Raw genomic sequence first — 25,954 nt, 5'->3', positions numbered from 1 at the left:
GACCATCGTATTTTGGGAGTCTCTTAACGATGACACTATCTGCTACGTCTAATGGCCTGTCTGCTTCACAAGGTGAGGCGGTCCGCATTGATGGTAAAGCGATCGCACGTTCTTTAACAGAGGATATTCGGCAGAAAGTTGATCATTTGGTACAGCAAGGGCACGGCCTACCGGGGCTCGCTGTTGTCTTGGTAGGGAATGATCCCGCTTCTGAAGTTTATGTTAAAAATAAAGCTCTGCAGACGCATCGTGCGGGAATGCGCTCTTTCATGCACATGATGCCGGAAAGTACATCGGAAGCTGAGCTCCTGAAGCTGATCGCTGATTTAAATGCCAATCCGCAGATTCATGGTATTTTGGTTCAGTTACCGCTGCCTAAACAACTGGATCCAAGTGTTGTGACGAACGCTATTGATCCGGCTAAGGATGTTGATGGATTAGGAGAAGTAAATACAGGGCGGTTAGCTCTTGGCATGACGGGCGGTATGGTTCCGTGCACGCCGTTAGGGTGTTTGAAACTTTTGCAGTCTGTTCACACAGATATGACGGGCATGCATGCCGTTGTCGTCGGTGCGTCTAATTTGGTTGGTAAGCCAATGGCACAGCTTCTGCTACGCGAGAATTGCACCGTTTCTATTGCTCACATTCATACGCGTAATATTCAAGAACTTACACGCCAAGCCGATATCCTCATAGTGGCAACGGGGAAAGCGGGTTTGGTCCGAGGTGATTGGATCAAGCCGGGGGCAACCGTCATCGATGTGGGTATCACACGTGTTCCAACCTCTGGCGGGAAAAGTCGGTTGGTCGGTGATGTTGTGTTTAAAGAGGCCTGTCACGTTGCTGGGCATATTACGCCTGTACCGGGAGGGGTTGGTCCTATGACAATTGCGTGCTTGCTTCATAATACATTCCAGGCAGCGAGCCAGTCTTTTTTGGCTGAAGAATAGTGGTTTTAAGTGTCTTCTTGATGTGAAGAACAATTGACGCTTGTCAGCAGAGGTCGGTTATGTCATGGGGGAATGACCGACTGGTCATTTTTATGTTGCTCTGAATATGTGAAGGGTAACATGGGTGACGGGTCCCCCCCCTGGTAGGCATAACCAGCAAAATAGAGGTCAAGGTATGGCGCAAAGTGAAGCGCATAACGAAACGCAAAAACAGGAAGAGGCGGAACTTCCTAAGGGAAGTTCTCTTAAGAGGGTTATCCTAATTTTGCTGGTTATTATGGTCCTCTTGGGTGTTGGGCTCTATATATTTTTTAATCGAAATAAAATAGATACAGATGATGCCTATGTGACCGGGCGGAAGATCTCTATTGCAGCGCATGTTAGTGGCTATGTGTCGCGTCTGTTGGTGAACGATAACCAATTTGTTCATCAAGGAGATCTTTTGGTTCAAATTGATGGACGTGATTACCTTGCAGAGCTTCATCGTGCAGAAGGGGCTGTTCAACAAGCTGAGGCTGATATGAAAGCTTTCTCGCTTGCAGAAATGGTTGCGCAGAAAAACTTCCCTGGTCGGTTAGCTGAAGCACAAGGTGGGCTGGGTATTGCAAAGGCTCGCTTATTCCGTGCGCAAACAAACTATGAGCGTCAACATCGTGTCAATCGGGCTGCAACGACACAACAAGATATCGATACGGCACGTGCGGCATTAGATGAAGCGTTGGCGAGTGTTGTGCAGGCGCAAGGGCAATTAACACAAGCCTTGCCGGTGCAGGCGAATATTGCAAATGCGAATGCACGTGTTTCCCAAGCGCAAGCTTCGTTGGTTTCGGCGCATGCAGAGCTAGAGCGGGCACGCCAGAATGTTGATTGGTTGGATGTTCGGGCGCCACGTGATGGTTGGATTTCACAGCGTAACGTTGAGCAAGGGAATTTTGTGCAGGTTGGTCAGGAGATGTTCTCTATTGTTCCAACAGAAATGTGGATTGTTGCCAATTATAAAGAAACACAATTGACAGATATACGTCCCGGCCAAAAAGTAGATATTGAGGTGGATGCTTATCCGCAGCTTCATCTTGAAGGGCATGTAGATTCCATCCAAAAAGGGTCTGGCGAGTCTTTCAGTGCGTTCCCTCCAGAGAATGCGACGGGAAACTTTGTGAAGACGGTTCAGCGTATTCCTGTCAAAATATTGATCGACCGTGGGCTTGATCCAAAATTGCCGCTGTCAGTGGGGATGTCCGTAGAACCGACGGTGTATGTCGGTGAGTGAGGCGGCAACGGCTTCTGTAGGAACTAACGCAGATCGTAGTTCCTGGAAGCCACGGCATAATCCTTGGTTAGTGGCTGTTGTTGTAACGTTAGCAGCCTTTATGGAGGTGCTGGATACAACAATTGTTAATGTGGCTTTGCCTCATATCGCGGGGTCTCTCGGCAGTTCCTACGATGATGCGACGTGGACCCTGACGTCGTATTTAGTTGCTAACGGTATTGTGTTGACCATTTCAGGGTGGTTATCGCGTTTGTTCGGTCGGAAACGTTATTTTCTGATGTGTATCGCGATGTTCACGCTGTCATCTTTCCTCTGTGGCCTTGCAACGTCGTTGCCGATGTTGGTTGTTTTTCGTTTGATGCAAGGCTTTTTTGGTGGTGGGCTTCAACCGAGCCAACAAGCGATTATTCTTGATATCTTTCCCCCAGAGAAGCGAGGCGCCGCTTTTGGATTAACGGCAATCGCGACGGTGGTTGGGCCAGTGCTTGGTCCGCTTCTAGGAGGATGGCTTACAGACACGTATACTTGGCGTTGGATTTTCTTTGTGAATGTTCCTTTTGGAATTCTCACAGTGATTGCTGTGTTTATTCTTTTGGAGGATCCACCTTGGGAAAAGGCTCGCCGTGAGCGTGTTGACGTCATTGGTATTAGTTTGATTTCGATCGGGTTGGGTTGCTTAGAGATTATGGCTGACCGTGGGGAGGATGATGATTGGTTTGGGTCATCTTTTATCGTCACAATGGGTATTCTTGGTTTGGTTGGTACAGTAGGGGCTATTATCTGGCTTTTGAAAGCTAAAGATCCATTACTACGGTTAAGTGTTTTGAAAGATCGTAACTTCGCGATTGCGACGTTTATGATGGGGGTTGTGGGGATGTTGCTTTATGCATCCGCCGTCATTGTTCCACAATTTGCGCAGCAGGTTCAGGGATATACAGCAACGATATCTGGACGATTAATGGCGCCGGGCGGGGCTGCTGTGATGTGTCTTATTCCCATTGTGGGAATGATCATGAAGCGCGTACAAATGCGTTATATCATTGCCGTCGGTTTTGTTTTTATGAGTTTGTCGCTTCTTTTGGCGGCTAATCTCTACTCAGATATTGATTTTTGGCATCTGGCTTTAATTCGTGTCAGGCAGACAGCCCCATTAGCGTTTCTTTTCGTACCGATTTCTACGCTTGCTTATTCGACATTACCAAATGAGTTAAACGGTGATGCTTCGGCGTTGTTTAGTATGGTGCGGAATTATTTTGGGTCATTGGCGATTTCGTTATCGACGGCAGCGCTGACTGAAATGCGGCAAATGCAGCAGAATGATGTGTCTTCTCATGTGGTTTCTTCACGGCCAGAGGTGAGATCCTACATAGCGCAAGTACAAAGTGCTGCTGAGGCAAATGGTCTTGCCCCATTAAAGGCGCACGCTTACGCCATCGCACATATGTACCAGGACTTCCTTAATCAAGTAGCCATGCTTGCCTATAATCAGCTTTTCACCGTGCTAGGTTTGCTGGCTCTTTTTGTTGTTCCACTTTGTTTTATGATGTCCCCTATTAAGGGAGATGGACAAGCAAAGGGAGGAGGACATTGAGGATGTATCAATGTCCTACCCCTTTTTTAGGGAGTAGGAGCGTAGATCCGCAAAAAGCTTTCAGCGGTCAGACGTGCGACATGTTCAATATGAGAGGAATCGCAGTCGACGGGGAGCGACATACGTCGTCTTTGTACGATACGCGTTTGGCAGAGTATCAGAAATTGTTCAGCGGCAAATTCAGCGTCATCAACGTTGAGTTTTCCTTCAGCCGTTTTCCGAGTAAGCCAACTTGCCAGATTATGAATGGCACACCCAAAACCGTGATGCCAAAATGTATCGGCAAGGTTGGGGAAACGGGGCGCATCTACCAAAATAACGCGGTACAATCCAATAGTCGTTGCATCCAGCATGAGCTGAATCGTCGTGCGAGCCATGTGCAAGAGTGCCGTTCGGGTATCGAGCTTTTCATCATGCACGAGCGCTTTCAACACACTCAGCTTGGTGCGACTCATTTCCTCGAAGAAGGCGGTAAACAGGTCGTCTTTACTATCAAAATGGTTGTAAAGAGCACCTTTGGAAACTCCCGCTTTTTGAGCGATTTGGGACATCGACGCTCCCGCGTAGCCACTTCCCAGAAAAACTTCGCCAGCAGCTTTCAAAATTTGTACACGCTTTGCGCACAAATTCACCGGTGCGGCAGAGTGGTTAGCGTGGTCCGTCATATGTTGCGTCATTGTTTCCCGTTGGTTTCCTGTTGGATACATCGCCCCTGGGATAGGCTGACCGAACCGTTTGGTCATTGCAAGGGTCAGACAATTTTTCGTTCTTCTACTACGTTCATGACAGGAGCTGCTCTGTGAAAAACGTTCATTTGTTTTCTTCAGTAAGTCGCCCCTTACTAAGAAGGTTTCTCTATAGCGCAGTTTTCTTGACTGTAGGAGGGTGTATTCGCGTTGGTCCGGTTTATCATGCACCACAGGCGTGGACCCCACCTCATTATGATACACATAATCAAAGCAAAGGGCAGGAGTCTCCCACCAGTAAGGTGACGGAAACACCAATATCGGATATATGGTGGCGCCAGTTCCATGACCCTGAATTGGTGTCATTAGAAGAACGTATTGCGACGCAGAACTTGAGTTTTCTTTTGTCGACAGCAAATTTGGCGCAGAGCAGGGCTCAGATGCTGGTTGCTGGGGCTGAGCGTTTTCCTACGCTTTCAGCGCAGGGGTCTTATCAACGATCTCAGCACAGCACAGAGCAATTACGCGAAATTGTAAGACGTGTTGGGCGGCGTATCCCTTCTAATAAGGGTGATTTGCTCGGAAATTCAGATGATGTGCATGTTCCGCTCCTTAATCAGTGGCAGGACGAGATTGATGCCCGTTATGAGATTGATTTGTGGGGACGTGTTGCCCATCAATATGAAGCGGCAAAAGCTGTGATGCAGATGAGCGAGGAAGAGCGGCGCAGTGTATTGATCGCGCAACAAGCCGATATGGCGCGTGACTATCTTCAACTTCGTGGTGACCAAAGGCGTTATCGTATTTTAGAGCAAAACCGTGCGACATTGAGTCAGCTTCTCGATTTGACCACAAGCCGCTATCGTAGCGGTCTGGTGACGGAGCTTGATGTTGATAGCGTGAGGGCTCGTTTGCATGATGTACAAGCTGAGGAAGAAAGTTTGGATCAAAGCATTGCCCAAGAAATGAATGCAATTGCTTTACTTTTGGGGGCTCCTCCTCAAAGTTTGAACACGGAGTTGCAAAAGACTGCGGATGTTCCAGTCATACCACCGACGGTGCCGATTGGGATTCCATCTGAGTTAGCTCATCGTCGTCCAGATATTCGTGAAGCAGAAGCACGTTTGCGCGAAACGGTTGCAGAAGTTGGGCAAGCGACGGCAGATTTTTATCCTAAAGTGACGATAACGGCTGATTTTGGTGTCCAATCCTTGTCTTTTCGTGATTTAGGGTGGAGCTCGCGAGCCTGGGATGTTGGTCCGACGATTTCTCTCCCGATTTTTCAAGGGGGACGTCTTTATGGTCAGCTTAAGTTGAAGAAAGCGGCACAGAAAGCAGCTGCGATTTCCTATCGTCAGACGGTGCTTCAAGCTTGGAATGAAGTAGATAATGCCTTGCAGGCTTATCATAACGAGCAAAATCGACAGATCCGCTTGAAGGAGACGGTCGCTGATAATCAACGCGCTCTTGACCTGGCTACAAGCCAATATCGTTCGGGATTAAGCACCTATTTGAATGTTCTAGAGGCGCAAACGAACTTGCAAACGTCCCAGCTTGATTTGACGGGAAGCGATGCGACACTCGCGACTAATCTGGCGCGTCTCTACAATGTGTTAGGGGGAGGTTGGAAAGAAGATTTACCTGAAAAATCGCTCCATTAGGAGGTGGGATTATGTTATGGAATCGGTGTCAAGGGGAGTAACAATATTATTCACATAGTTTTCCACAGGCAAAAATCCTTGGAAAACCGTTACTTTCCACCGATTTATACATTATTTGTGCACAAAGGTGGGACGTGCTCATAGCATCTAAAGAATGTATTTAATAGATCATTTACTCGCCCTGGCAGCGTTTTCCTTGCCAGGGCGATGTCGTGATAGGCCTTAATGTGACCTCTTATTTATTTTTTGGTGATGCGGCTTGTCCTGATGGCGTTTGGTCAGGTTGTCCCATTGCGGAAGTTGTTGCCTCGGTGATGACGTTTTCAGAGACGAAAACGAGGCTATTGATAACGTCATTCAACGCAGCGGCAGCGCCCTTGGCATTATGTCCCTGGGCAAAAACGAGAGCGCGATTGACAGCTCCCTGAGTTGGGAAAAGTGGGGCCAAGGCAACGATAAAATCAATATCTTGGCTAACGACTTGCAAGGTTTGAGCCGCTTGCTGTGTTTGTCCAGCTTTAAGCTGGGCGTTTGCTGTAGCAACCGCTGCTTTCTTCTCTGGTGCGAGCGTATCGCTTGCAATGATTTCTGCTCCTACAGGAACCCAATCTGTCGGGGAAACTTGTGCAATATGATTAGGTGAAAGAGGATGTTGTGGTGCTGGGTGTAGGGCAGTCTCTGCAGCTGTGAACTGTTCATTGGCCGTAACAGCTTCACTAAGATGCATGCTTGCAGCCGTTAAGAGAGGAATTGCGGCATCGGTTTGACCAGCTGCAAGGACTTGCTGAGCATCAAGAATTTTCATAAATGCTTTCTGGCCATGCTCAGAAAGATGATGGAATGCTTGATGAGCTTTGTATCGATCCCAATGCTCTTTTACGGATTTTAGGGGATGAATTCCGTGATGTGATGCAGGGGCAGCTGGTTGGGTATCCGTATCGGCTGCAAAGGCAGGGGCTAGACTTAAACTTCCTATTAAAATGGATGAAGCCAGCAGACGAAGTGATGATGAGGTAGAATACATGAGAGAATTCCTTCTTGTAGGAAAATGAGGAAAGCATCGACCTTGCCGTGATCAATAGGATCATCAGCCAGGAGATACACCTTCTCCTATTGTGGAGTGTCTTTTTCTTAAAGCCTAGAGGGGGGATGAGTAAAACGTAATCTCAATGTGACATTTAAGTCTGCCAGTAAGCTTATTTCTAAAAGATATAGGGTAACGGTCTGTCAAAAGATTTCGATATGGCTTTTGAAGCCAAAGAGTGCTGCATCTTTAAGATTTCCTTGTCCGTTAGGACGGAAATAATATTCCATCAAAGGTTGAAAAATAACACCCCGCATGACGTGAATGGCGTAATTGACTTCTAATACGCTGGCATTTCGTTGGATTCCGGTTGCGTGGTTCGGTAACGAATGATGGCGTGAGAGGAGAATTTCTTCCGTACGTTGTAGGCGTGTTGGCATTTGCTCGTAGGTGAAAGCAACACCCAGCGTATCATATGGGCGAGAACGAAAAATACCACGATCAATCACGGCACCATATACTTCCCACTGACGTAAGGCGATTCGTTTGTCATTATAAAGAAACCCACCTAGCACGGTGATGCCGCGTTTTGGGTCGTGATAATGGTGTGATATCTGCTGATCAGCCATAAGCCAGGCACCGTAGCCATCATGATGAGTACGGGGTGTTTGGGAGTAAAGCGCGTAGGGACGACCGTCACGATCAAAATAGTTATCTGGGCTAGGTGCTGTCATAAGGACACCGCCAAGTTTGATATGGCCAGGATAGTTGTGGTTAAAAGTAGGTTCGAAGCCGACTTCAAAAGGAAGGCGGAACCCAGTGATATGATTAGCGTTAAATTTAAAGCCTGAGCGGTGTTGATTGATGTTTTTGTAGACGCCTTCTTCCCCTGCATAAATAGCGCTTTGGATATAGATGAGTCGCCATGGACGTACGCGAATACGACCAGCCCATACAGCGGAAGGGTAGCCGCTGGTAAAGGCGCTATCGGTTGCAGCTTTGGGGCGCCCGCAGATGCTGCCATTCTGGAAGTTACAAAAGAGTGGACTGTTCTGGAAGTCAGACATTTCAGACATGCGCCCGCCGGCAATAGCGATGCGTCCACCTAAAAGTGTTTCTTCTCCGTAGGCCATAACAAGGTGGACAACGACATTTCCACCACCGCCATAATCTTCTGACGCATGATTAAGCCAATCACCGAACATACGGTTCGCCGTTGTGCCATAGCGCCCGACAAAGATGCTGTGTGTTGAGAAGCCACGGAGACCAATAATTTTTTCCCAATTTACGTTGAGAGATACAGCATATTGGCCAGCGTTACTGGCGCCTTGTTTGTAATGGAAACCTTTGGTGGGCTTCGTAATGGCTCCAGCGAATTCGTTTGTGTTATCAAGGAGTAAGGCAATTCCGCGGTCGCGCAACCAGTCCGTCATTCCAAACCCGTGTGGGAATAAAGCTTCAGGACGCGCGAAAGGCGGTACAGACGTCACAAATGTATCATGCAGAGGTAAGGGGGTGTCGACGCGTTCATAGGGCTCATTTCCGATGATACGGTCAAGCACCTGCGCATGAGCGGATAGCGGGATCAATGTGAGCAAAGAGATACAGATAAGGCCGGTGTACAGTTTTCTAAGCATATCCTTCCCCCAGACACATTTCCCTCCTAGCAGAAAATATTTGAAAAAGCGGAATTTTTAGGAAGAAAAAATGCAGATTCAATAAATTAAATTATAATTTAATAATATATAGTGCAAAAGCCTAACTCTTTGATATGGATCATTGAGAAGTTTGCGAAAAGCTCCTTACATTGCGGGTTTTTGTCAATATTCATCATAGTACTGTCTTATTCTGTAAGTTTCTTGAGAAGAGTAGAGATACTCTTTTAGGACGTTGCTTCGAAACAGGGCGGAGGAAAATATAGTGGGTGCTTGGGGGCGTTATGTGTGGGCGTGCGTGTGTTGCGTTATTTTTATCGTAATTGTGTTGGTACTCAGTACGCTATTCGTCATGCTCACACTGCGTTTTCCATTTATTACCAGCATAACACGTGGAGATGGTCCTCATATTTTTTTGACACCATTAGGGCCAATTCCTGAGGAAACATCTCAGCTTTTAGCTGTTTTTTTGGCTGGTGCTTGTTTGACAGGAGTAGTGAAACAAGATTTGCACGGTCTCCCATGGAGAGTGCGCTTTGTGCGACAAATGAATCTCTATGACAAAAGATGGTGCACTCACGTTATTAACGGCATTCTCTGGGGCCTAGGCTGTGCTACATTTCTTATTGGATTCATCTGGGCTTTAGGAGGTTATCATTTCCACATCGCTGCGCCGTCCTTCGGGAAGGGGGTAGTGCATCTGTGCGAGTATGCCGTAACTTTTCTTATCGTTGGTGCGACGGAGGAGAGTATGTTCCGTGGCTATTTTCACCATCAGTTAAATAGAGTGTTTGGCTTTTGGGTTGCGTCTATTGTGACCTCTATTTTGTTTGGAGCCATTCATTTACCAGGTGGGACCCCATTATGGGGAGCTGTGGAAGCAGGGATAGCGGGTTTTGTGTTTTGTATGATGTTATGGCGTACGGGCAGCATGGCATTTCCTATAGGATTTCATGCTGCGTGGGATTGGACACAAAGTGCTTTATTTGGTGTTAATGATAGCGGGCATGCAGCAGCAGGAGCATTATTGCGTGTTGAAACAACAGGCCCTTATTGGATAACGGGAGGTAGTGATGGCCCAGAGGCGAGTGCCCTTTGTTTTCTCTTGTTTGTTGTGATCACTTTTTTGTTATTACGTAAGCCGAAGAAAATATTAGGGTACTAGTTAAGTCCAGTTTTTTACTTATATATTGTAAATATTTATTTCATAATCATGATTGCGTATAGACTATTCGTTGCATTTTTATTGGATAGAATACTCTGCCGTAAGGTCGGAAAAATCTCCCTTAGCTGTGTAATCGCAGGGTGGGAGATTTCCGGAGTTGTGCCTCCCAAGGGAGGTGCGGGCTGGAGTACTGGGTATGCCCCGAATTTCATCGTTCTTCATGGTCACTATGATGGCAGCGATATCGGGGAGTGTATTCTTTTGTTCAGCACAGGCTTCAGACATTAGCTTAGCGATTATAGGCCCTCATGAGTATGACCTTCCCGTAGATTTTAAGCCTTTCAATGTGTTTGTACAATATGGGGATGGAAATGCGGCGGGCTCTGTTTACGATAGTCATGGCGCGCGGCGGGGGCATGGTGGAAGCCATACATGGGCTGGATCAAGTAAATATGTCCATTTTCGCAGTTTCGATGCTATCCCGCACGTAGGGTTTGCTTTTGAGGTAATTCAGTCTGAGAGTTATGTGTTGGCAAATGGTAAAAACTATGGGGGGTTGGGCGGAGCAACGATTGGTCCTGCTGCATGGATAAAACCGACAAAGAATAGTACCTTTGGTATTCAGACATTTATGATTACGCCTCGTGGGACGCGTGATACCTTATCAAGCAATTATTGGTCTAACCTTTCTAGCTTTATGTTCGATTATGAGTGGACACATTTTAGTTTTGACGGTGACTTGGGAGCTGTCGTTGCATCAACAAAACATGTAAGAAATCAGCATTCGTATAAGCCAGGCAATGTTTTCTTTACAAATCTACGTTTTGGCTGGAAAGCAACGCGTTCATTAGAGCCATTTCTGGCGTTTGACTGGCAAAATGTCGGGGGACTTTACGACAATACATTGGGTCATTCTGTGAAGGATTCCAACAGTCGTGAAGCGGCCTTAGGCGTTGGAGCTATGTGGACGCTTAATAAGCATATTTCCCTGACAGCGCGTTATTCGCATTCTGTTGAGGGACGTAATACGCCAGAGACTGATGCGTATTACGTCAAGTTTGTTTATCTTTGGCAGTGATGACGAAAAGCGAGAATGGGTTAACGAGCTTTTTGACCGAAGAGAACACTTTTACCTTTTTCGGTAACGGCCGGTTGAGAGGAAACGTTGTTGCCTTTTTCATAGGCGCGTTGTGTGGCCGGGCGTTGTTCAATAGCGCATAACCATCGGGCGAGATGAGGGAATTCTCGGATGTCTTGGTGCTGTACATACCAATAGGTAACCCAAGGATAACATGCCATATCAGCGATGCTATAGTTCTCTCCAGCAAGGAAAGAATGGTCTTTGAGTCGATTGTTTATGACGCCATAGAGGCGGTTTGTTTCATTGATATAGCGCTCCATAGCATAAGGTATTTTGGTGGGCGCATAGATATTGAAATGATGGTTTTGACCCGCCATAGGCCCCAGCCCACCGACTTGCCAGAAAAGCCATTCAAGTGTTGCTTGCCGCAAACGGAGATCATGGGAGAGGAATAGCCCTGTTTTCTCTGCCAGGTAGAGTAGAATAGCGCCAGATTCAAAAATACTAATGGGTTCCCCACCATCTTGAGGGTCATGATCCACGATGGCTGGAATTCGGTTGTTGGGGGAAATTTTAAGAAAATCGGGGGAGAATTGGTCACCCGCGCTGATATTGATGGGGTGGAAACGATAATCCACGCCAGCTTCTTCGAGGAAAAGTGTGATTTTGTGACCATTAGGTGTTGGCCAAAAATAAAGATCAATCATGGAGATATGGACTCCTCTTGAGCTCCTGATCCTGTCTGTCTTTTTCAAGACAGGATCAGGGTAGAGGGGAATGGGTTTATCTCGCAATGGAGAGAATAGATGTCAGTTTTATACGTCTAGAATTGAGCCGTTATTGTGCCGAAGAATTGTCGGGGTGCGGCCACATAAAGATTTGCGTTGTCGTCTCCTGTTAATGAGGCAGCACCATAAATTCCGCCAATATAGTTTTGATTAAAGAGGTTTGTGATCCCGAATGATGTTTTGAAATTTTGTACGTATCCTATTTTCCCGAAATCGTAACTAGCTGTTAGGCTTGAGCTCCAATAAGCAGGAATTTTATTATCATTGGTGTAAGTCATATAGCGAACACTTGTATATGTTGTATTAAAATTAAAACTTGCATGACCGATCGTATAGTTCACGTTCGCTTTATACATAAATCTTGGGTAATATACTTGGAATTTTCCTTTTATACTAACATCTCTGTTACTGTAGCTATCGTGCAAAAGTTTTGAGTATTGATATTTTGCGTTGTTCCAACTGAAGCTGTTGGTAATTGCAAGGCCGGGGAGAGGGCGTATGGTCCCGGCGACATCAATACCATCCATGGTTTCACGACCAATATTGGAAAAAATACCATATGTATTGGCACCTGTGGTGCCAGTCGTGATGGCAGCTAAACGATTGTAATAATCTGTATGATAATAATCGATACTTCCTGAAAAGAAGTGGCTGTTGAAACGGTATCCGACGACATAATTCCATGTACGCTCTGGACGTAGCGTATTTTTATTGGCGTTAAATACGGATTGAGCGGAATTTTGAGCGCTCCCTAATTTCGTCCATGGAGTTCCGCTGGAAAATTGATGTGAATAGTCATAGGCACGCATGTTCTCAGCGATATCAATGTAAAATTCATGATGAAGGAGAAATTTATAATCTAATCCAACATGGGGTAAAAATGCGTTTGATGCGGTTAAATTGCCAGAGGCAGGATGAAGGTAATATGTATTCCATCCCTGGGAAGAGAGGCCGGCAGTGTTGTCAAATGTATTCCCTCCATGTGTTGTTTGTACGAGTGAACGGAATCCTGCATTTACGCTTAACCCACGGAATATTCTGTAAGTATCTTGAAGATAGAATTGAAATGTATTGGTATTGAAGGCATCGGTGAACCATTTTTCTCCATTCCCACCGTGAAAATGGATCGAAGAGTGGGGTTGGTTGACGCCATCCTCATAGACATAGAGTGGGTAGCTAAAATGGTCGTTCTCATACCAAACTCCTGTTTTTATTTCGTTATGGTAGGGAGCGTGGATTGAGAAGTTTTGTACAAATCCAATGCGGCGTGCGTTGGGCTTCCCGCTTTCCATAGCCATATCGACCCCGCTAGTGGGGGAGATGAGATTAGGGTCTGTTTGGTTATAACGCCCCCCTGAAAGATGGGCATAAGCGATTGTTTTAGAATCTAGCCACGAGGCGATATGGAAGTCTCCGGTAAGAGCGGTTAGGATATTTTCTTGTGTTTGGGTCCCGTCGTAAGCGAAATCACTGATTTCATCATTGGTTAAAATTCCCGCATATTCCGGTGGAACGCCGCCATTTTGGGCATAGTAAGCGTAGTTTTTAGCGCGTGCATAATCGGGCTTTAAGTATGTTGTGTTGCGCCCTAATCGTCGCCACATATTTTTTGTAAGGCCCAGATAATTATATTCAGGCATGATGGAATAATCAAAGATAGCCGTGATTTTCCCTGCGTTGTTTATGGGCTGTACGAATTTGGCATTTACTTGTTGCTCTTGTTGGTAGCCATATCCCTTCCAGAGATTTTGTGCCGTACGGGCGTAAGCTACGTAAAATTTTGTACCGCTGCGATTGAGTTCACCGCTGTCTGCACGAACAAAAGTACGGAAACCATGATAGCTGCCAAACATCTGGCTCAGTTGACCGCCTGTTTTCTTTTTAGGATCGCTTGATGTGAAGGTTAAGGCGCCTCCCAGGGTTTGAGCCGATGGGATGTCCAAAGCTCCAGCACCCTGTGACATAGTCAGGCTGCTGATATTTTCTTGTATCTCAGCTTGCTCGATGCCCAGGCCATTCCAATCGTGAAATCCTTGCCCTCCTAGGGGAATGCCGTCTAGGGACATCCCGAGTTGGGTTTGGTTAAAGCCACGGACATAAAGTGTATTAGCAACGGTATCTAAGCCAAGAGCATCATCAGACGCAAAATTGGCACCGGGTGTCGTCAGGGCAAGTACTTGTAAAGGGTTTGTTCCTGTAACGAATTGATTGAGTGTTGCGCGCGTTATCACTTCTGTTGCGCCGTGAGAGGTAGGGTGTCGGCTATGTACACTGAGGCTTTCTGTTGTGTGAGCATTAAGGGAGTGATGTACATGCGGGTGTGGTGGATGTGATGGTGGGTGGAATGTATGATGGAGATGGGGACGGTGTCTGATGGGGCCTTTTGCTAAGGCGTGTAGAGGGAAGGATATGGAAAGAAATGCTATGCCTGAAAGGATAGTGAATTTTTTTTCGTAAAACATGCGGCACTCTCCATATAGGTCGTTGTTTTAATAAGGGTAGGACATAATTCTCCTGTGATTAGTGAGATGAACTTAAAAAACAGGTCGTTCATTTCATATCGAATAAGAAATGATATCATATAAATTTGGCATTCAATGCAAACAGAAATTTCGATTTGATATAAATAATTTTCTCTCAATGAGATTTTGGATTCATCGAGCGAATTCGTGTCTGTCTGCTTCATACGATAATCAGACAAAATATAAGAATAAAATTAAATAGAGATAGTTTGAGAGGCTGTTTTTTTGGTAAAAGGGGGAATATGTATCAGGGAGATAATCGAATGAACGATCATGAACGCCCCGTGCTAACGCCACCGGGTGGGCATAAGAAGGTTTTATTGCACTCTTGTTGTGCGCCATGTTCTGGTGAGGTCATGGAAGCGATGACCTCGTCTGGGATTGATTATACGATTTTTTTCTATAATCCGAATATCCATCCAGAACGGGAATATCTTCTGCGTAAAGAAGAGAATATTCGCTTTGCAGAAAAGCATAATATCCCATTTGTTGATGCTGATTATGATCGGGATAATTGGTTTGAGCGTGCCAAAGGGATGGAATGGGAACCCGAACGTGGTGTCAGATGCACCATGTGCTTTGATATGCGTTTTGAACGAACCGCTCTTTATGCCCATGAACATGATTTTCCGGTGATCACGAGTTCTTTAGGAATCTCACGTTGGAAAAATATGGAACAGATTAATGATTGTGGCCGACGTGCTGCTGCCCCTTATGAGGGGATGAGTTATTGGGAGTTTAACTGGCGTAAAAAAGGTGGTTCGGCGCGCATGATCGAGATTAGTAAGCGCGAACAGTTTTATAAGCAGGAATATTGTGGCTGCGCTTATTCTTTACGAGACGCCAACATCCATAGACGGTCGCATGGACGTCCAGCGATTGAGTTAGGGAAAGAATTTTATGGAAAAGATTAAAATATAGCAGACTGTTTACTATAAATTTTTAATTGGTTCTTTCCTCAGGATACCTCACGGCCAGAAATAAGCCATGATTATCATAAATAGTCACGGCAGGGAGATGAGTTGCTATTGGAATATCCATAACTGCTCGTGGAGGCGTGCTCCTTTCTTTTTATGCTCTGTCGATGAGGTATCTGTGTGTAGAAGTGAGGTCACATGAAGAGGCTTCGGATTTAACGCCCGCTTCTACGTCACTGGCGTTGGGTATAGCAAAACCATCATGAGGGACTACATCCGTGTCAAAAATGGAAAAAGATGATTTTTACGAGCGGCTTTACCGTCCGCACATTCATTTTAGCCCATCAGTTGGGTTCATAAATGATCCATGTGGTCTCGTTTATGATGGGAAATTATATCATCTCTATTATCAATTTAGGCCAATGCATAACCTACTTAACGAGGTTGATTGGGGCCACGCGGTTAGTCCGGATCTTTATCAATGGGAAGATAGAGAGCACGCTATTGTTAATAGTGATGAGAAGGGCATGGCCTTTACAGGCAGTGTCGTCATGGATCGGCAAAATATTTCTTCTCTTTTCCCATCAGGGAAAAGTCCAGCATCCCCTGACAAAATGGCAGGTGGTCTTGTAGCGCTTTACACGCGCGATAATCGTTCCATCCGTAAAGATCATACGTCCGTGATTCACGCTGCGTGGAGTGGGGATGATGGGGACCATTATGAGGATTTTGCTCATAATCCCGTGCTCGATCTGAAGGATCCAGATACGCGTGATCCTCAGGTTTTTTGGCATGAACCGACGAAAATGTGGGTTCTTGTGTTAGCATCTGCTTACAAACATCAAGTGCTTTTTTATGGCTCGACCGATCTGATTAAGTGGGAGCTTTTGAGTGTTTTCGGGCCAGCTGGGGATTTGGGGGTTGAATTTGAGTGCCCCAACTTGGTTGAGCTGGAAATTGAGGGTGAAAAGACTAAGAAGTGGGTATTGTTCATTTCTCTCAATCCTGGCTCTCCCCAAGGTGGGAGTTCTACCCAATATTTTGTAGGGTCGTTTGATGGTCGTACCTTCACGCCAGATAATAGCGTGATGGGTTTTACAGACTTTGCCAAAGATTCTTACGCGGTTCAGATCTTTAATGATGCGCCTGATGGTCTAAAATGTGGGATATCGTGGTTCGGGAATTGGCAATATTGCTTTTTCCAGCCTCCTAAAAACTGGACGGGTGTCATGACATTGCCGCGTGAATTTCATTTACGGCGCAATGAAATTGGCCTCCCGATATTGATTCAGCGTCCTATCGGGATTGACTCGTTGATTTCGACAGTATTGGTGTCATCCCAGTTTCACACGGAATATGAAAAGAAGAGTGAACAATCACTTTCTATTCCAACGGATGCCGCTATTGATGTACGTTTAGCGGTTGATGTGATGTATTCGGTAGAACCGAATGGTTGGTTTGAAATTGAGTTTTCTAATAAAGAAGGTGAAATTCTCAGTTTGGGATATCAGCGCCAGACGAAGAGTTTTTGGATTGATCGTGGTGGATTAGAAGGTTTTTCTAATCATACCTTTACAGACAAATTTGCAGCCTCGTTACCACGTGATAGTAAGGGGGTTGAGGTACAAATTATTCTCGATGGGTGTACATTAGAGGTCTACCTAAATGACGGTGCCGGCGTTGGCACATGCCTTATTTTCCCGAAACAACCATTGGATCGTTTGACGCTACGGTCTTCTCAATTGGCATTAGACGTTAAGAAATTCCAAGTTCATGCCCTGAAAACAACTGTTAAAGGACGAGAGTTTTTATAGGGGCGCAGTATCTCTTTTTGAGAGATGATTGTTGGTAGGGTGTAAAACCTTCTCTTATTCATAAGAGAAGGTTTTTTATTGGATCGTTAAAATTCAGCTTTAATTGAACCAAAGAATTGGCGTGGATTACCAAGAAGAATGGATTGGTTGTTAAAAGCGGCACCCCCGGAATTATCCATCGTATAACCGTTTTGACCCATGGTAGAAGCATATTTTGTGTTTGCGAGATTGTATATATTGAATGAGAAAATCAGACGATGAATAGAGGCATCTTTGAGCAAGCCTAAATGTACATCGTGAAGTGTATAGGAAATGCCGAGATCACTCATCCAATACGATGGAATCTTATAATCACCAACGTAAGAGAAACTACGGCGACTGTAATATTGCGCATCTATGAAAGCCTGCCAGTTGCGCCATTCATAGGATAAGCGTGCTTTATACATAAAAATAGGATAGCCAACGACTTGTTGCCCTTTTGTATGATAGAGCGTATTTCCATTTTGTATATTTTGGTCATAAGAAGATTTATTATAGCTGAAGCTATTAAAGAGCGAGAGCCCTTCAATGGGTGAAATGGTAAGACCTGCATCGACGCCATTCATGGTGACGCTGCCAACATTTCGAACAGTCGTTGTGTTGTTGGTGAGGAGGGAGCCTGCTCCAGTTGATGCCAAAATCTGTTGAAGGCGATTATTAAAATTGGTGCGATAGAGATATAAACTCGCTTGAATGAGAGAGGATGTGTAGCGATATCCCCCCGCGAAGGTCCAGGCTGTTTCGGGTTTAAGAGTATTTTTCGAGGCATTATAGGCAGCCTGAGAAACGGCAAATGGTGAGTTACTCGAATTATAGCCGGATTGAGGATAAGCGTGGACATTCTCTGAAATATCCACAAAAAGTTCGTGGTGTTTTAGGAAGAACCAATCAGCGCTCAAATGGGGTAGAAAGGCTTTCGCTGTGGTAAGGCTTTCACTGCTGGCTTGTGCGGGGAACCGTAGTGCCCAATTACTTGCATCGCCAACACGTGTTGTATTGAGAATTGATTTGAAGCCCGCATGAAGTGCCAATGAGGCGAATGGGTGATAGGTATCTTGCACAAAAGCTGTGAAGGTATTGGTGTTATATTCTTGGCCCCATAAAGTGCGTCGAGGGACGCCTCTAAAACTGCCAAATGGGTTGAGCGGTGCTCCTTCTCCAGGGAGAGGTTGTTGGTACGCATATTCATACGTTGTGTAGTGGTTGTTTTCATACCAAAGGCCGACGGAAAGTGCGTGATGGGCAATGTGGTAATCAAGTGAGGTCAGGCCGCCAAAACGTCGAACATAAGGCTTGCGGACTTGTTCGAAAATTCTCCCCCCGTTGAGCTGAACAGTATCGTCTTGCTGTGGGCAGGGGGATGCTGAGGCGTCGCTGCATGCGTAGGGGTTTGCATAGGTACCATGCCCTGTTTCTTCATGCCCGTAGAAAGTCGTTTTCCAACGAAGTTTTTGCGTTAAGGCAATGTCGGCAGTTATGCCGCCAAAGACATCCCCCGAAGAGGCTGTACTATCGTAATAAGAGACATCCTTAGGGTCTGTAATCCCTTTATATGAGGGAGGGAAAATACCTTGTGAGGCTTGGTAAGCATTATTCCACGCATTGGGAAGGCCATAAAAATTATCAAGTTTAGAGCCATTATTTTTGAGCCAATTAGGGGTATAATCTTGATAATTGACCATTTGTAGAGCATCCCAATCGAAGAACGCGCTGATTTGGCTATGATCGTTGAGCGGTTGAACAAGTTTGGCATTCACTTGCTGGACAAATTGATCTCCCCCGCCTTTCCATTTTTCGCCTTGGTTACGCATATAAGAAACGAAAAATTTCGTACCAGTTTTATTGAGTTTTCCTGAATCGAAACGAAAGAATGAGTGGTAGAGTGAATTACTTCCAAACGTTTGGACGATGGTACCTCCTGCCTTATTACGTGGTGCAGAAGAGATATAAGCGATAGAACCTCCTAAATTATTGGTGCTGGGTGTGCTTTCTGCACCGGCACTTTGGGTAACATCAAGGCGTTCGACATTTTCAGATGAAATAGCTTGCAGGGCGCTAAGACCATTATAGTTTCGAAATGTTGGCTCTCCGAGAGGAATTCCATCAAGGGTCATTCCAATGTCATTTTGCGTGAAACCATGCATGTAAAGTTGGTTGGAATAGGTATCTAACCCCTGGGGATCATCCGATTGGAACTGGATTCCGGGGAGTTGGGCCAGGGTTTTAAGCGGATTTGTTCCAGGAACTTGTTGATCCATTAACTTATGTGAAAGAGTCGTTTGAGAACCGTATTGTCTTCGGTGGCCTGTCACAGCAAGGGTTTCACGACTATGAGATGTGACAGGATGTGCTTTGTGTCGGGTTGAATGTTTTTTGAGTGGAGCATGGTGGTGCGAAGGGCGTGCTGCTGCCCACGATGAAGAGAAGGGAACAAGAGAGGCGCTCCCGAGAATCCATCCTATCCATACTGAGCGATAACGAGGAATCATGAAGCTCTATCTCCGAAACCGACATAAAAAATCGTTATTTCAGTAAACTACATTATTTATAAGTGAAAAATAGATAATTCACAAAAGTTGACGTTGAATAAAAAATGTGTCCTAAAAAGCACATTTTTATCTGGTAGTATGAAGGTAATCCGTTCGGGATTAATAAGGGAGTGCACGTAGGCGCAAGTGAAAGCGTCTCGAACATGCTGTAAGCATGCGACGCATCATTTTTTAGGGAGAGAGTATCTTGCGAGAGGTGATACTTTATGCCGTCACGATTACATATGTGAGGAAAGGGGCTATGCGGGAAAGGCCCTTTTTGTCATGAGCAGTATGCTTGCCCAGCTGTCTGATTTGGAGTGGTGCCGGGTGAGGGATTTGAACCCCCGACCTTCGGTTTACAAAACCGCTGCACTACCACTGTGCTAACCCGGCGCGAGCGGGAAAATCTCATTTCCTGCTCCAGGAATCAAGAGGAAAAGTCATTAAAACAGAAAATTATTTATTGGTGAGGCGGTACAGGTTGTAAAAGATGCTCAGGTGGTGAGAGAGTTGGGCCGTTTTTGACGAAGCCATATCCGTCAGATGACAGTCCTGGGTGATGCACTTTATGGGTAGCGCATCCCGTCAGGAAGAGAGACAAAGCGATTACAGGCAGTAAAACATAACGATGCATGGCTGTTAAATTCTCCCGTTTTTCAGATGAGTGGCAATGGTGTTGGCAATAGCCTGATAGGCATGGGCTCCCTCACTTTCTGGAGCGCTGACAATGAGTGGCGTGCCGTCGTCAGCACTCAAGCGAATATCACGAAGAAGAGGTATTTCACCTAAAAAAGGAAGGTTAAGGCGCTCCGCTTCTTGACGTGCCCCTCCATGGCCAAAAAGTTCTGTGCGAGTTTGGCAGTTAGGGCAGCAGAAGTAAGACATATTTTCCACGAGGCCTAAAATAGGCGTGTGTGTTTTTTCAAATAATGTTGCCCCGCGTCGTGCATCGAGTAAGGCAATATCTTGTGGGGTCGAGACGATGATGGCACCACCTCGTTGTAGTTTACTTCCAAGTTTTTGTGTCAGTGTGAGTTGAGCGTCTCCTGTGCCGGGAGGCATATCGACAACCAGAACGTCGAGCTCACCCCATTCAACTTCGTTCATGAATTGAATGAGAGCCCCCATGACCATAGGGCCGCGCCAAATCATGGCTTCTTTTTCATCCACGAGGTAACCAATGGACATTGTCTGGAGACCCCAGGATTCAACGGGATGTAATTTTCTATCAATGACCGTAGGGCGCTGATTTTTCCCGAGCATATGGGGTAATGAAGGGCCGTGGACATCGGCATCCAAAAGACCAGTTTTCAAACCGCTCTTGGCTAGACCGCAGGCCAGGTTAATGGCGGTTGTTGATTTTCCGACCCCGCCTTTACCGGAAGCAACAGCAATCACAGCTTTAACGTGAGGAAGAAATTGTTCCGGCGATAGCGTTTTATGATGCGATGTTTTTTGTTGTGTTGTTGTGTTCCCAGCTAAATTTAAGGGGCGATGAGGGGCTTTTTGCGCAGCCATTACTTGTTTGGGGGCCGCGGGCGTAGCGTGATGGCGTGTCATAGTGATGGACACTTCTTTCACAGCATCATGCAAGGAAATAGCTTTTTCGAGGACTGTACGCAGAGAAGAAATCTTTTCGGCCGCTTGTGGTGTTGTTTTGAGCACAATGTGGGCATGACCATCCTTCACAGTGAGACTGTCTAACTGGGCGAGTGATGAGAGTTTCTGCTCATCCAAAACGTTAGCGATATGGTGCTGGAGGTCGGAAAGAGGGGTATGAGTCATGTATAATCGTTTCTAACGGAAGCGTATGGATAGTCATCTATAACATAAGTCACGTTGAACGGGTGAAAAGGGGGAGGATGACGTCACCTGATTGGTGCGCTAGATTAATTATATGAGCCGATTCATGTCCCGTTTTATCTCTCTCCGTGTTGCTTATTGGGCAGCACTTATTTCTTTTCCAGGATCAGCCTTGGCTGATGGCGGGAGCGTGGTGTCGTCTCCTTCCGTTCCTGTTCAAGCGTCAAAGGCAGGAGTGACCCTCGCGGGGTTTGCTGATTTGACGGAACGTCTTTTGCCGGCCGTCGTCAATATTTCTGTTTCAAGCATCATCCGGCCTGAAAAAGAAGATCATGACGGGCCAGATGAAAGTGCTCCAGGAGGATCACAAACGGCGCCTTATCCCAAAGGATCGCCGTTGGATAAGTTTTTCCATAATTATTTAAAACATAAGCGGAGTGATGGTGCGCCGACACGTCAGGTGCAAGCATTGGGGTCAGGTTTCATCATAGACCCTTCTGGTGTTGTTGTGACGAATAACCATGTCATTGACAAAGCGCAGCAAGTTACTGTGGTGCTGAATGATGGGACAGAGATGCCTGCGCAGATTGTTGGGCGGGATAGCGAGGTTGACCTTGCTGTACTTCAGGTAAAGTCGTCTCATCCTCTTCCGTTTGTTCCGCTTGGGCATAGCGATCAGGCTCGTATTGGGGAATGGGTACTCGCGATTGGTAATCCATTCGGTTTGAGTGGCACCGTGACAGCCGGTATTATTTCGTCACGAAAACGCAATGTCGAGCATGGTTTGTATGATGATTTTATTCAAACCGATGCTGCCATTAATAGAGGGAATTCCGGTGGACCACTCTTCAATGTGAAAGGAGAGGTCATAGGAATTAATACTCTGATTTATGGTGGGTCAGGAGGGGACTCGATTGGAATTGGTTTTGCTATTCCTTCCGATGATGCACGCGGGATTATTGATCAATTGCGACGGAATGGATTTGTAAAGCGCGGTTGGCTCGGTGTTAATTTTCAGGATGTGACACGCAATATAGCAGCTGATTTGGATTTTCATAAAGAGGATGGCCAGCTTGGAGAGGGGGCTATTCTGTCTAATGTGAAAGAGGGAGGCCCTGCCTCTAAAGCCGGATTAGACGTTGGGGATATTATCACGCGTATTGATGGCCAGCTAGTGACAGGTCAGACGATGCCACGTCTTGTCGCTGCGCATGAGCCTGGTCAAACAATACAGCTGGATGTTTGGCATCGTGGAAGTCACAAAGTGGTGTCTGTGGTCTTAGGTAAATCACCGAATGAACCAGCTCCCATGTCTTCTGATACGCACCCACCAGAACATTCCCGCCGAACGGTAGGAAATGTTGGCCTCGAAGTGCACGTCATTGATGCCGATGCGCGCACTCAATACGCTCTATCGGATAGTCAAAGAGGAGTCTTGGTGAGCCGCGTATATGAGGATGGAACGGCGGCGTCTCGTGGCATTGTCGAGGGTAATGTTATCGTACAAGTGGGCGAAAATGAGGTTGACACTCCTGATGCTTTTGAACATGAGCTGCAGCATGCTCAGGCCATGAAGAAAAATGAAGTGTTGTTGCTCGTGCAAGATGCGGATGGCTTGAGATGGGTTCCATTACCGTTTGAAACTCGGTGAGTGTTGTATGAATAAAGCCTATAGATAATAGAGAGATTTTTGATCAATATCTTGATTTTGGTGGAGGTCATTTCTTTGTATTGAATACATAAGAGAAAGAGATTTACGTTACCTAAATCTAGGAGGCTTCATGAAAAAAATTATCGCTATAGTGCTTTTTATTCAAATACTATTTGTTGCTTTAGTAGGGTATGATGTCTTTTTGTTAATTGCTTTTTCAAGTGATTCTCACCCTCTCCCAGCCGGTGATGCAGATGTACTCACATTTTTGGTGTTAGTCATACCATTTGTCGCAGGGTTGGCGGTTCTCTCTTTGGTTCTGTATTTTAAATACGCACGTCGCTGGATGTTATGGTGTGCGCTGGGCGTGATCCCTGTTTGGCTCCTCATATTAGGTGGCGCCTTCCAGGAGGTGATGCATATTTTCGGCCGCTAGGATAGAGGCTCCGTATAAATACGGAGTTTTATAGACCTCTATCGCGTTTGATGCGGTCCCACGCCGCATTAATTTGGGCTATGCGTTCCTGGGCAGCAAGGCGTTGTGCGGCGGTCATGGGGCGCCGGGCGAGGACGTCGGGGTGGTATTCCCGAATGAGTATACGCCAACGTTGTTTGACATCTTGATCTGTGGCGGAGCGGGCAATGCCGAGGACACGATAGGCGTCTGGGGTATCACTTCCGGTTGAGCTCGCTTGGCCGCTTTCAGCGCGGTCCCACGCGCGAGCGGAAAGACGAAATGCTTTATGGACCCGCCGCAGAAAGTCATCTTCTGCTGGATGGAGTGGGGCTCCTGGGGGAAGATCAGCGCGGGCAATACGAAAGAGAGCACTTAGCAACGTTTCGAGGGGTTCGGGCTTATCTGAAAAAGCCTTTCCCATTTCACGCGCATACATCTCAAAGTCATCAGTGCGTTCGCGAGAGCGATCGAACATAAGACCGACTTCACGCATGCTTTCTTCCGGGAAACGGAATAACAGCTTGAAAGTATTGATCTCAGATTTTTGAACAGGACCATCAATCTTCGCGAGCTTAGCACAGAGCGCAATAAGGCCGAGGCCGTAAAGTTGATCTCTTTTCCCTAGAACGGAGGCGATTTTAGCTGCCGTGAAAAAAGCAGCATTATTGGGGTCCGGCCGTCCATTAGCATCAAAATGGGTACCCCATGATCCTGAGGGAGGTGTTAGAAGTTGTTTTTTATCCGCTAAATGGCCTAAAGCAAGCCCCATCAGGCTACCAAAAGGTCCCCCGACGGCAAAGCCTGCTGTTCCACCAAACATTTTACCCCAGAAAGCCATACTGCCCCCGCATTTTTTACCTTCCTATCATTTCTGATGAGGCGGCGGAATAGAGTTCTTCAAAAACCACCATACCATGAGACGCTGCGTGGCGTAGCGCTATTAAGCGAAGAAGCGACGCTAAGCTATGTTCAGGCAACCGTTGTGCATCAATAGTGGCAACGAAAGCCGCCAAAGAAGAGGCTTCTCTGTTCGCCTTGTGGCGTAATACGCACCAAAACTCTTTTTCCAGAGCAATAGAGGTGCGATGGCCTGACAGACTGAAACTACGTTTTTGCAATACGCTCATTGTAGAAACAATTTCCCGAGCTTCATGACCGTTGAAGTGCTAAACGTCCGGCTGTTTCTAGAACCGTGTCGCCTTGTGGAGAATGTATGCGCCCACAGAGAACGTTACGATAATGTCGTTCTAAAGGGTTATTTTGATCCAAACCTGGATTTCCCGTGACTTCAATAGCGCGATTAACGGCTTTGATTGCTTGCTCTGTGACAAGACGCTTAATTTGAGAGGCTTCGGGAAGGGAGATGTCTGCTTTGTGTGCGTGGTCGAGAAGTGCCGTATTGGATAAAAGGAGGGAATCAATTTCTCCCACAATGGTATGAAAGCGTGGAAGTGTCGCGAGAGGTTTCCCCAAGCCAGAGGGGGTGCGTTTATGGAGAAAGGAAATAAACCAATCACGGGCTGAATGAGCAATAGCATTATAGAGATGCGAAAGAAGAAGGGCATGCCAGATGGAGAGATCTGGAGTTTCGGGATTTCCTTCTTCGACTGAGACGACATTGACAAGATGGCGGTCTGGGATTTTGACTTTTTGGAAAATAAATGTGTCACTTCCTGTCGCACGCATTCCCAGATGGTGCCAACTTTTCTCAATAGAAATGCCTGGTTGATCGAGCCTTACTAATACTTGTCCAACGCGTTGTGGCGTTTCATCTGTTGCGCACCAGACTAATCCCCAACGTAATGCAGACGAACCGGTAGAAAAAATTTTTTGACCTGTTAGATGCCAATCCTTTCCAGCACGGGTCAGGCGTGTATGGGGAATACCACCTCGTGAGGGGGTGCCAAGGTCAGGCTCTACACGCAGGGCATTAATGAGCGAACCATGCCGAAAAATATCGAGTAATATTTCTTCTCGGATGGTAGGAGGCCATGTTGGTGATGTCGCAATTGATGTTGTGTGAAGATATTGCATCGCTAAAATGAGGGCAGTTGAAGGGTCCCCTTTAGCTATTTTCTCCACGATGACAGTCATATCGTAAAAAGATATTCCTCCGCCGCCATACTCTTTTGGTACAGCAAGCGAGAAATATCCTGCATTCCGCAAAATTTCGATATTTTCGAAGGCAATTTCTCCAACACGGTCATAGTGGGGGGCGCGTTCAGAGAGTTGCTTTACGAGGGCGTCCAATGCCGGATGGTCATGCCAACGTGAAGAGAAGTGCGTCATGAGCATTTTCCTGTGCGGCCGCTAAGATGCGAAGCTTCAAGTGGGTAGAGGTAATCGCAG

Annotated in this window: 21 protein-coding genes and 1 tRNA gene; 10 read left to right on the top strand and 12 right to left on the bottom strand. The window is 46.3% G+C overall.

Annotated elements, in window-relative coordinates; translation table 11 throughout:
* Window positions 1-29: 29 nt before the first annotated feature.
* The 3 genes from folD to GS501_RS07665 all read left to right on the top strand — a co-directional run bounded on the left by folD (window position 30) and on the right by GS501_RS07665 (window position 3,811).
* Window positions 30-950: a bifunctional methylenetetrahydrofolate dehydrogenase/methenyltetrahydrofolate cyclohydrolase FolD gene (gene folD, locus GS501_RS07675; RefSeq protein WP_160831278.1), complete on the top strand. Its 921-nt coding sequence runs from the start codon at window positions 30-32 to the stop codon at window positions 948-950.
* A gap of 175 nt (window positions 951-1,125) precedes the next feature.
* Window positions 1,126-2,220, top strand: a complete 1,095-nt coding sequence (locus GS501_RS07670; RefSeq protein ID WP_160831453.1) for an HlyD family secretion protein — start codon at window positions 1,126-1,128, stop codon at window positions 2,218-2,220.
* Window positions 2,207-3,811, top strand: a complete 1,605-nt coding sequence (locus tag GS501_RS07665; protein WP_160831277.1) for a DHA2 family efflux MFS transporter permease subunit — start codon at window positions 2,207-2,209, stop codon at window positions 3,809-3,811. Before GS501_RS07670 ends, GS501_RS07665 begins: the two co-directional genes overlap by 14 nt.
* A 26-nt stretch (window positions 3,812-3,837) precedes the next feature.
* Here the strand turns inward: GS501_RS07665 and GS501_RS07660 are convergent, their stop codons facing one another.
* Window positions 3,838-4,554 (bottom strand): TetR/AcrR family transcriptional regulator, encoded by a 717-nt coding sequence (locus tag GS501_RS07660; protein WP_237442472.1) that lies wholly within the window; start codon window positions 4,552-4,554, stop codon window positions 3,838-3,840.
* Window positions 4,555-4,610: 56 nt separating this feature from the next.
* Between GS501_RS07660 and GS501_RS07655 the strand changes: the two genes are divergently transcribed.
* The gene (locus GS501_RS07655) at window positions 4,611-6,158 is read left to right on the top strand and encodes an efflux transporter outer membrane subunit (RefSeq protein WP_370517969.1); all 1,548 of its coding nucleotides are present in this window, start codon (window positions 4,611-4,613) and stop codon (window positions 6,156-6,158) included.
* Between the two features lie 235 nt (window positions 6,159-6,393).
* On the opposite strand, the gene GS501_RS07650 is transcribed toward GS501_RS07655, so the two are convergent.
* Together GS501_RS07650 and GS501_RS07645 are read right to left on the bottom strand one after the other, a co-directional pair.
* The gene (locus GS501_RS07650) at window positions 6,394-7,182 is read right to left on the bottom strand and encodes a YfdX family protein (RefSeq protein WP_160831276.1); all 789 of its coding nucleotides are present in this window, start codon (window positions 7,180-7,182) and stop codon (window positions 6,394-6,396) included.
* A 203-nt stretch (window positions 7,183-7,385) separates the two neighbouring features.
* Complete coding sequence (locus GS501_RS07645) at window positions 7,386-8,819, bottom strand: carbohydrate porin (RefSeq protein WP_160831275.1); 1,434 nt, start codon at window positions 8,817-8,819, stop codon at window positions 7,386-7,388.
* A 283-nt stretch (window positions 8,820-9,102) separates the two neighbouring features.
* Here GS501_RS07645 and GS501_RS09985 point away from each other — a divergent pair, with 283 nt between their 5' ends.
* Window positions 9,103-10,002, top strand: coding sequence for a CPBP family intramembrane glutamic endopeptidase (locus tag GS501_RS09985; RefSeq protein WP_160831274.1), 900 nt, complete (start codon window positions 9,103-9,105; stop codon window positions 10,000-10,002).
* A gap of 220 nt (window positions 10,003-10,222) precedes the next feature.
* The gene (locus GS501_RS07635; RefSeq protein ID WP_237442491.1) at window positions 10,223-11,080 is read left to right on the top strand and encodes a transporter; all 858 of its coding nucleotides are present in this window, start codon (window positions 10,223-10,225) and stop codon (window positions 11,078-11,080) included.
* 20 nt (window positions 11,081-11,100) lie between these two features.
* On the opposite strand, the gene GS501_RS07630 is transcribed toward GS501_RS07635, so the two are convergent.
* A complete protein-coding gene (locus tag GS501_RS07630) occupies window positions 11,101-11,790 on the bottom strand; it encodes a glutathione binding-like protein (RefSeq protein ID WP_160831272.1) in 690 nt (229 codons plus the stop codon).
* Between the two features lie 116 nt (window positions 11,791-11,906).
* Window positions 11,907-14,333, bottom strand: a complete 2,427-nt coding sequence (locus tag GS501_RS07625) for a TonB-dependent receptor domain-containing protein (protein WP_160831271.1) — start codon at window positions 14,331-14,333, stop codon at window positions 11,907-11,909.
* A 323-nt stretch (window positions 14,334-14,656) separates the two neighbouring features.
* On the opposite strand from GS501_RS07625, the gene GS501_RS07620 reads away from it, so the two are divergent.
* Together GS501_RS07620 and GS501_RS07615 are read left to right on the top strand one after the other, a co-directional pair.
* On the top strand, window positions 14,657-15,307 hold the full coding sequence (locus tag GS501_RS07620) for an epoxyqueuosine reductase QueH (RefSeq protein WP_160831270.1): 651 nt from the start codon (window positions 14,657-14,659) through the stop codon (window positions 15,305-15,307).
* A 290-nt stretch (window positions 15,308-15,597) separates the two neighbouring features.
* On the top strand, window positions 15,598-17,124 hold the full coding sequence (locus GS501_RS07615) for a glycoside hydrolase family 32 protein (protein WP_237442490.1): 1,527 nt from the start codon (window positions 15,598-15,600) through the stop codon (window positions 17,122-17,124).
* A gap of 86 nt (window positions 17,125-17,210) precedes the next feature.
* Here the strand turns inward: GS501_RS07615 and GS501_RS07610 are convergent, their stop codons facing one another.
* From GS501_RS07610 to GS501_RS07600, 4 genes are all read right to left on the bottom strand, one after another.
* Window positions 17,211-19,652, bottom strand: a complete 2,442-nt coding sequence (locus tag GS501_RS07610) for a TonB-dependent receptor (protein ID WP_160831268.1) — start codon at window positions 19,650-19,652, stop codon at window positions 17,211-17,213.
* Window positions 19,653-20,012: 360 nt separating this feature from the next.
* A tRNA-Thr gene (locus GS501_RS07605) sits at window positions 20,013-20,087 on the bottom strand.
* Between the two features lie 67 nt (window positions 20,088-20,154).
* On the bottom strand, window positions 20,155-20,328 hold the full coding sequence (locus tag GS501_RS09875) for a hypothetical protein (protein ID WP_202405351.1): 174 nt from the start codon (window positions 20,326-20,328) through the stop codon (window positions 20,155-20,157).
* Window positions 20,329-20,333: 5 nt separating this feature from the next.
* On the bottom strand, window positions 20,334-21,479 hold the full coding sequence (locus GS501_RS07600) for an Mrp/NBP35 family ATP-binding protein (protein WP_160831267.1): 1,146 nt from the start codon (window positions 21,477-21,479) through the stop codon (window positions 20,334-20,336).
* A 124-nt stretch (window positions 21,480-21,603) separates the two neighbouring features.
* Between GS501_RS07600 and GS501_RS07595 the strand changes: the two genes are divergently transcribed.
* Window positions 21,604-23,148 carry a Do family serine endopeptidase gene (locus GS501_RS07595; protein ID WP_237442471.1) on the top strand — a complete coding sequence of 515 codons (1,545 nt, stop codon included), beginning with the start codon at window positions 21,604-21,606 and terminating at the stop codon, window positions 23,146-23,148.
* Window positions 23,149-23,278: 130 nt separating this feature from the next.
* Window positions 23,279-23,584 carry a hypothetical protein gene (locus GS501_RS07590; protein ID WP_160831265.1) on the top strand — a complete coding sequence of 102 codons (306 nt, stop codon included), beginning with the start codon at window positions 23,279-23,281 and terminating at the stop codon, window positions 23,582-23,584.
* A 28-nt stretch (window positions 23,585-23,612) separates the two neighbouring features.
* Here GS501_RS07590 and GS501_RS07585 read toward each other — a convergent pair whose 3' ends face one another.
* Genes GS501_RS07585 through GS501_RS07575 form a run of 3 tightly spaced genes read right to left on the bottom strand, consistent with a single transcriptional unit; the run spans window position 23,613 to window position 25,894 of the window.
* Window positions 23,613-24,443 (bottom strand): TerB family tellurite resistance protein, encoded by an 831-nt coding sequence (locus GS501_RS07585; RefSeq protein WP_160831264.1) that lies wholly within the window; start codon window positions 24,441-24,443, stop codon window positions 23,613-23,615.
* 16 nt (window positions 24,444-24,459) lie between these two features.
* Entirely contained in the window at window positions 24,460-24,732 is a 273-nt protein-coding gene (locus GS501_RS07580; protein WP_160831263.1) for a ribbon-helix-helix domain-containing protein, read from the bottom strand.
* 22 nt (window positions 24,733-24,754) lie between these two features.
* Window positions 24,755-25,894, bottom strand: a complete 1,140-nt coding sequence (locus GS501_RS07575) for an acyl-CoA dehydrogenase family protein (RefSeq protein ID WP_237442470.1) — start codon at window positions 25,892-25,894, stop codon at window positions 24,755-24,757.
* Between the last annotated feature and the right edge of the window lie 60 nt (window positions 25,895-25,954).

Source organism: Saccharibacter sp. 17.LH.SD (genome assembly GCF_009834805.1).
GTDB lineage: Bacteria > Pseudomonadota > Alphaproteobacteria > Acetobacterales > Acetobacteraceae > Saccharibacter.
Note: the sequence above shows the minus strand (reverse complement) of the source record. Positions and strands in the feature narration are given on the sequence as shown.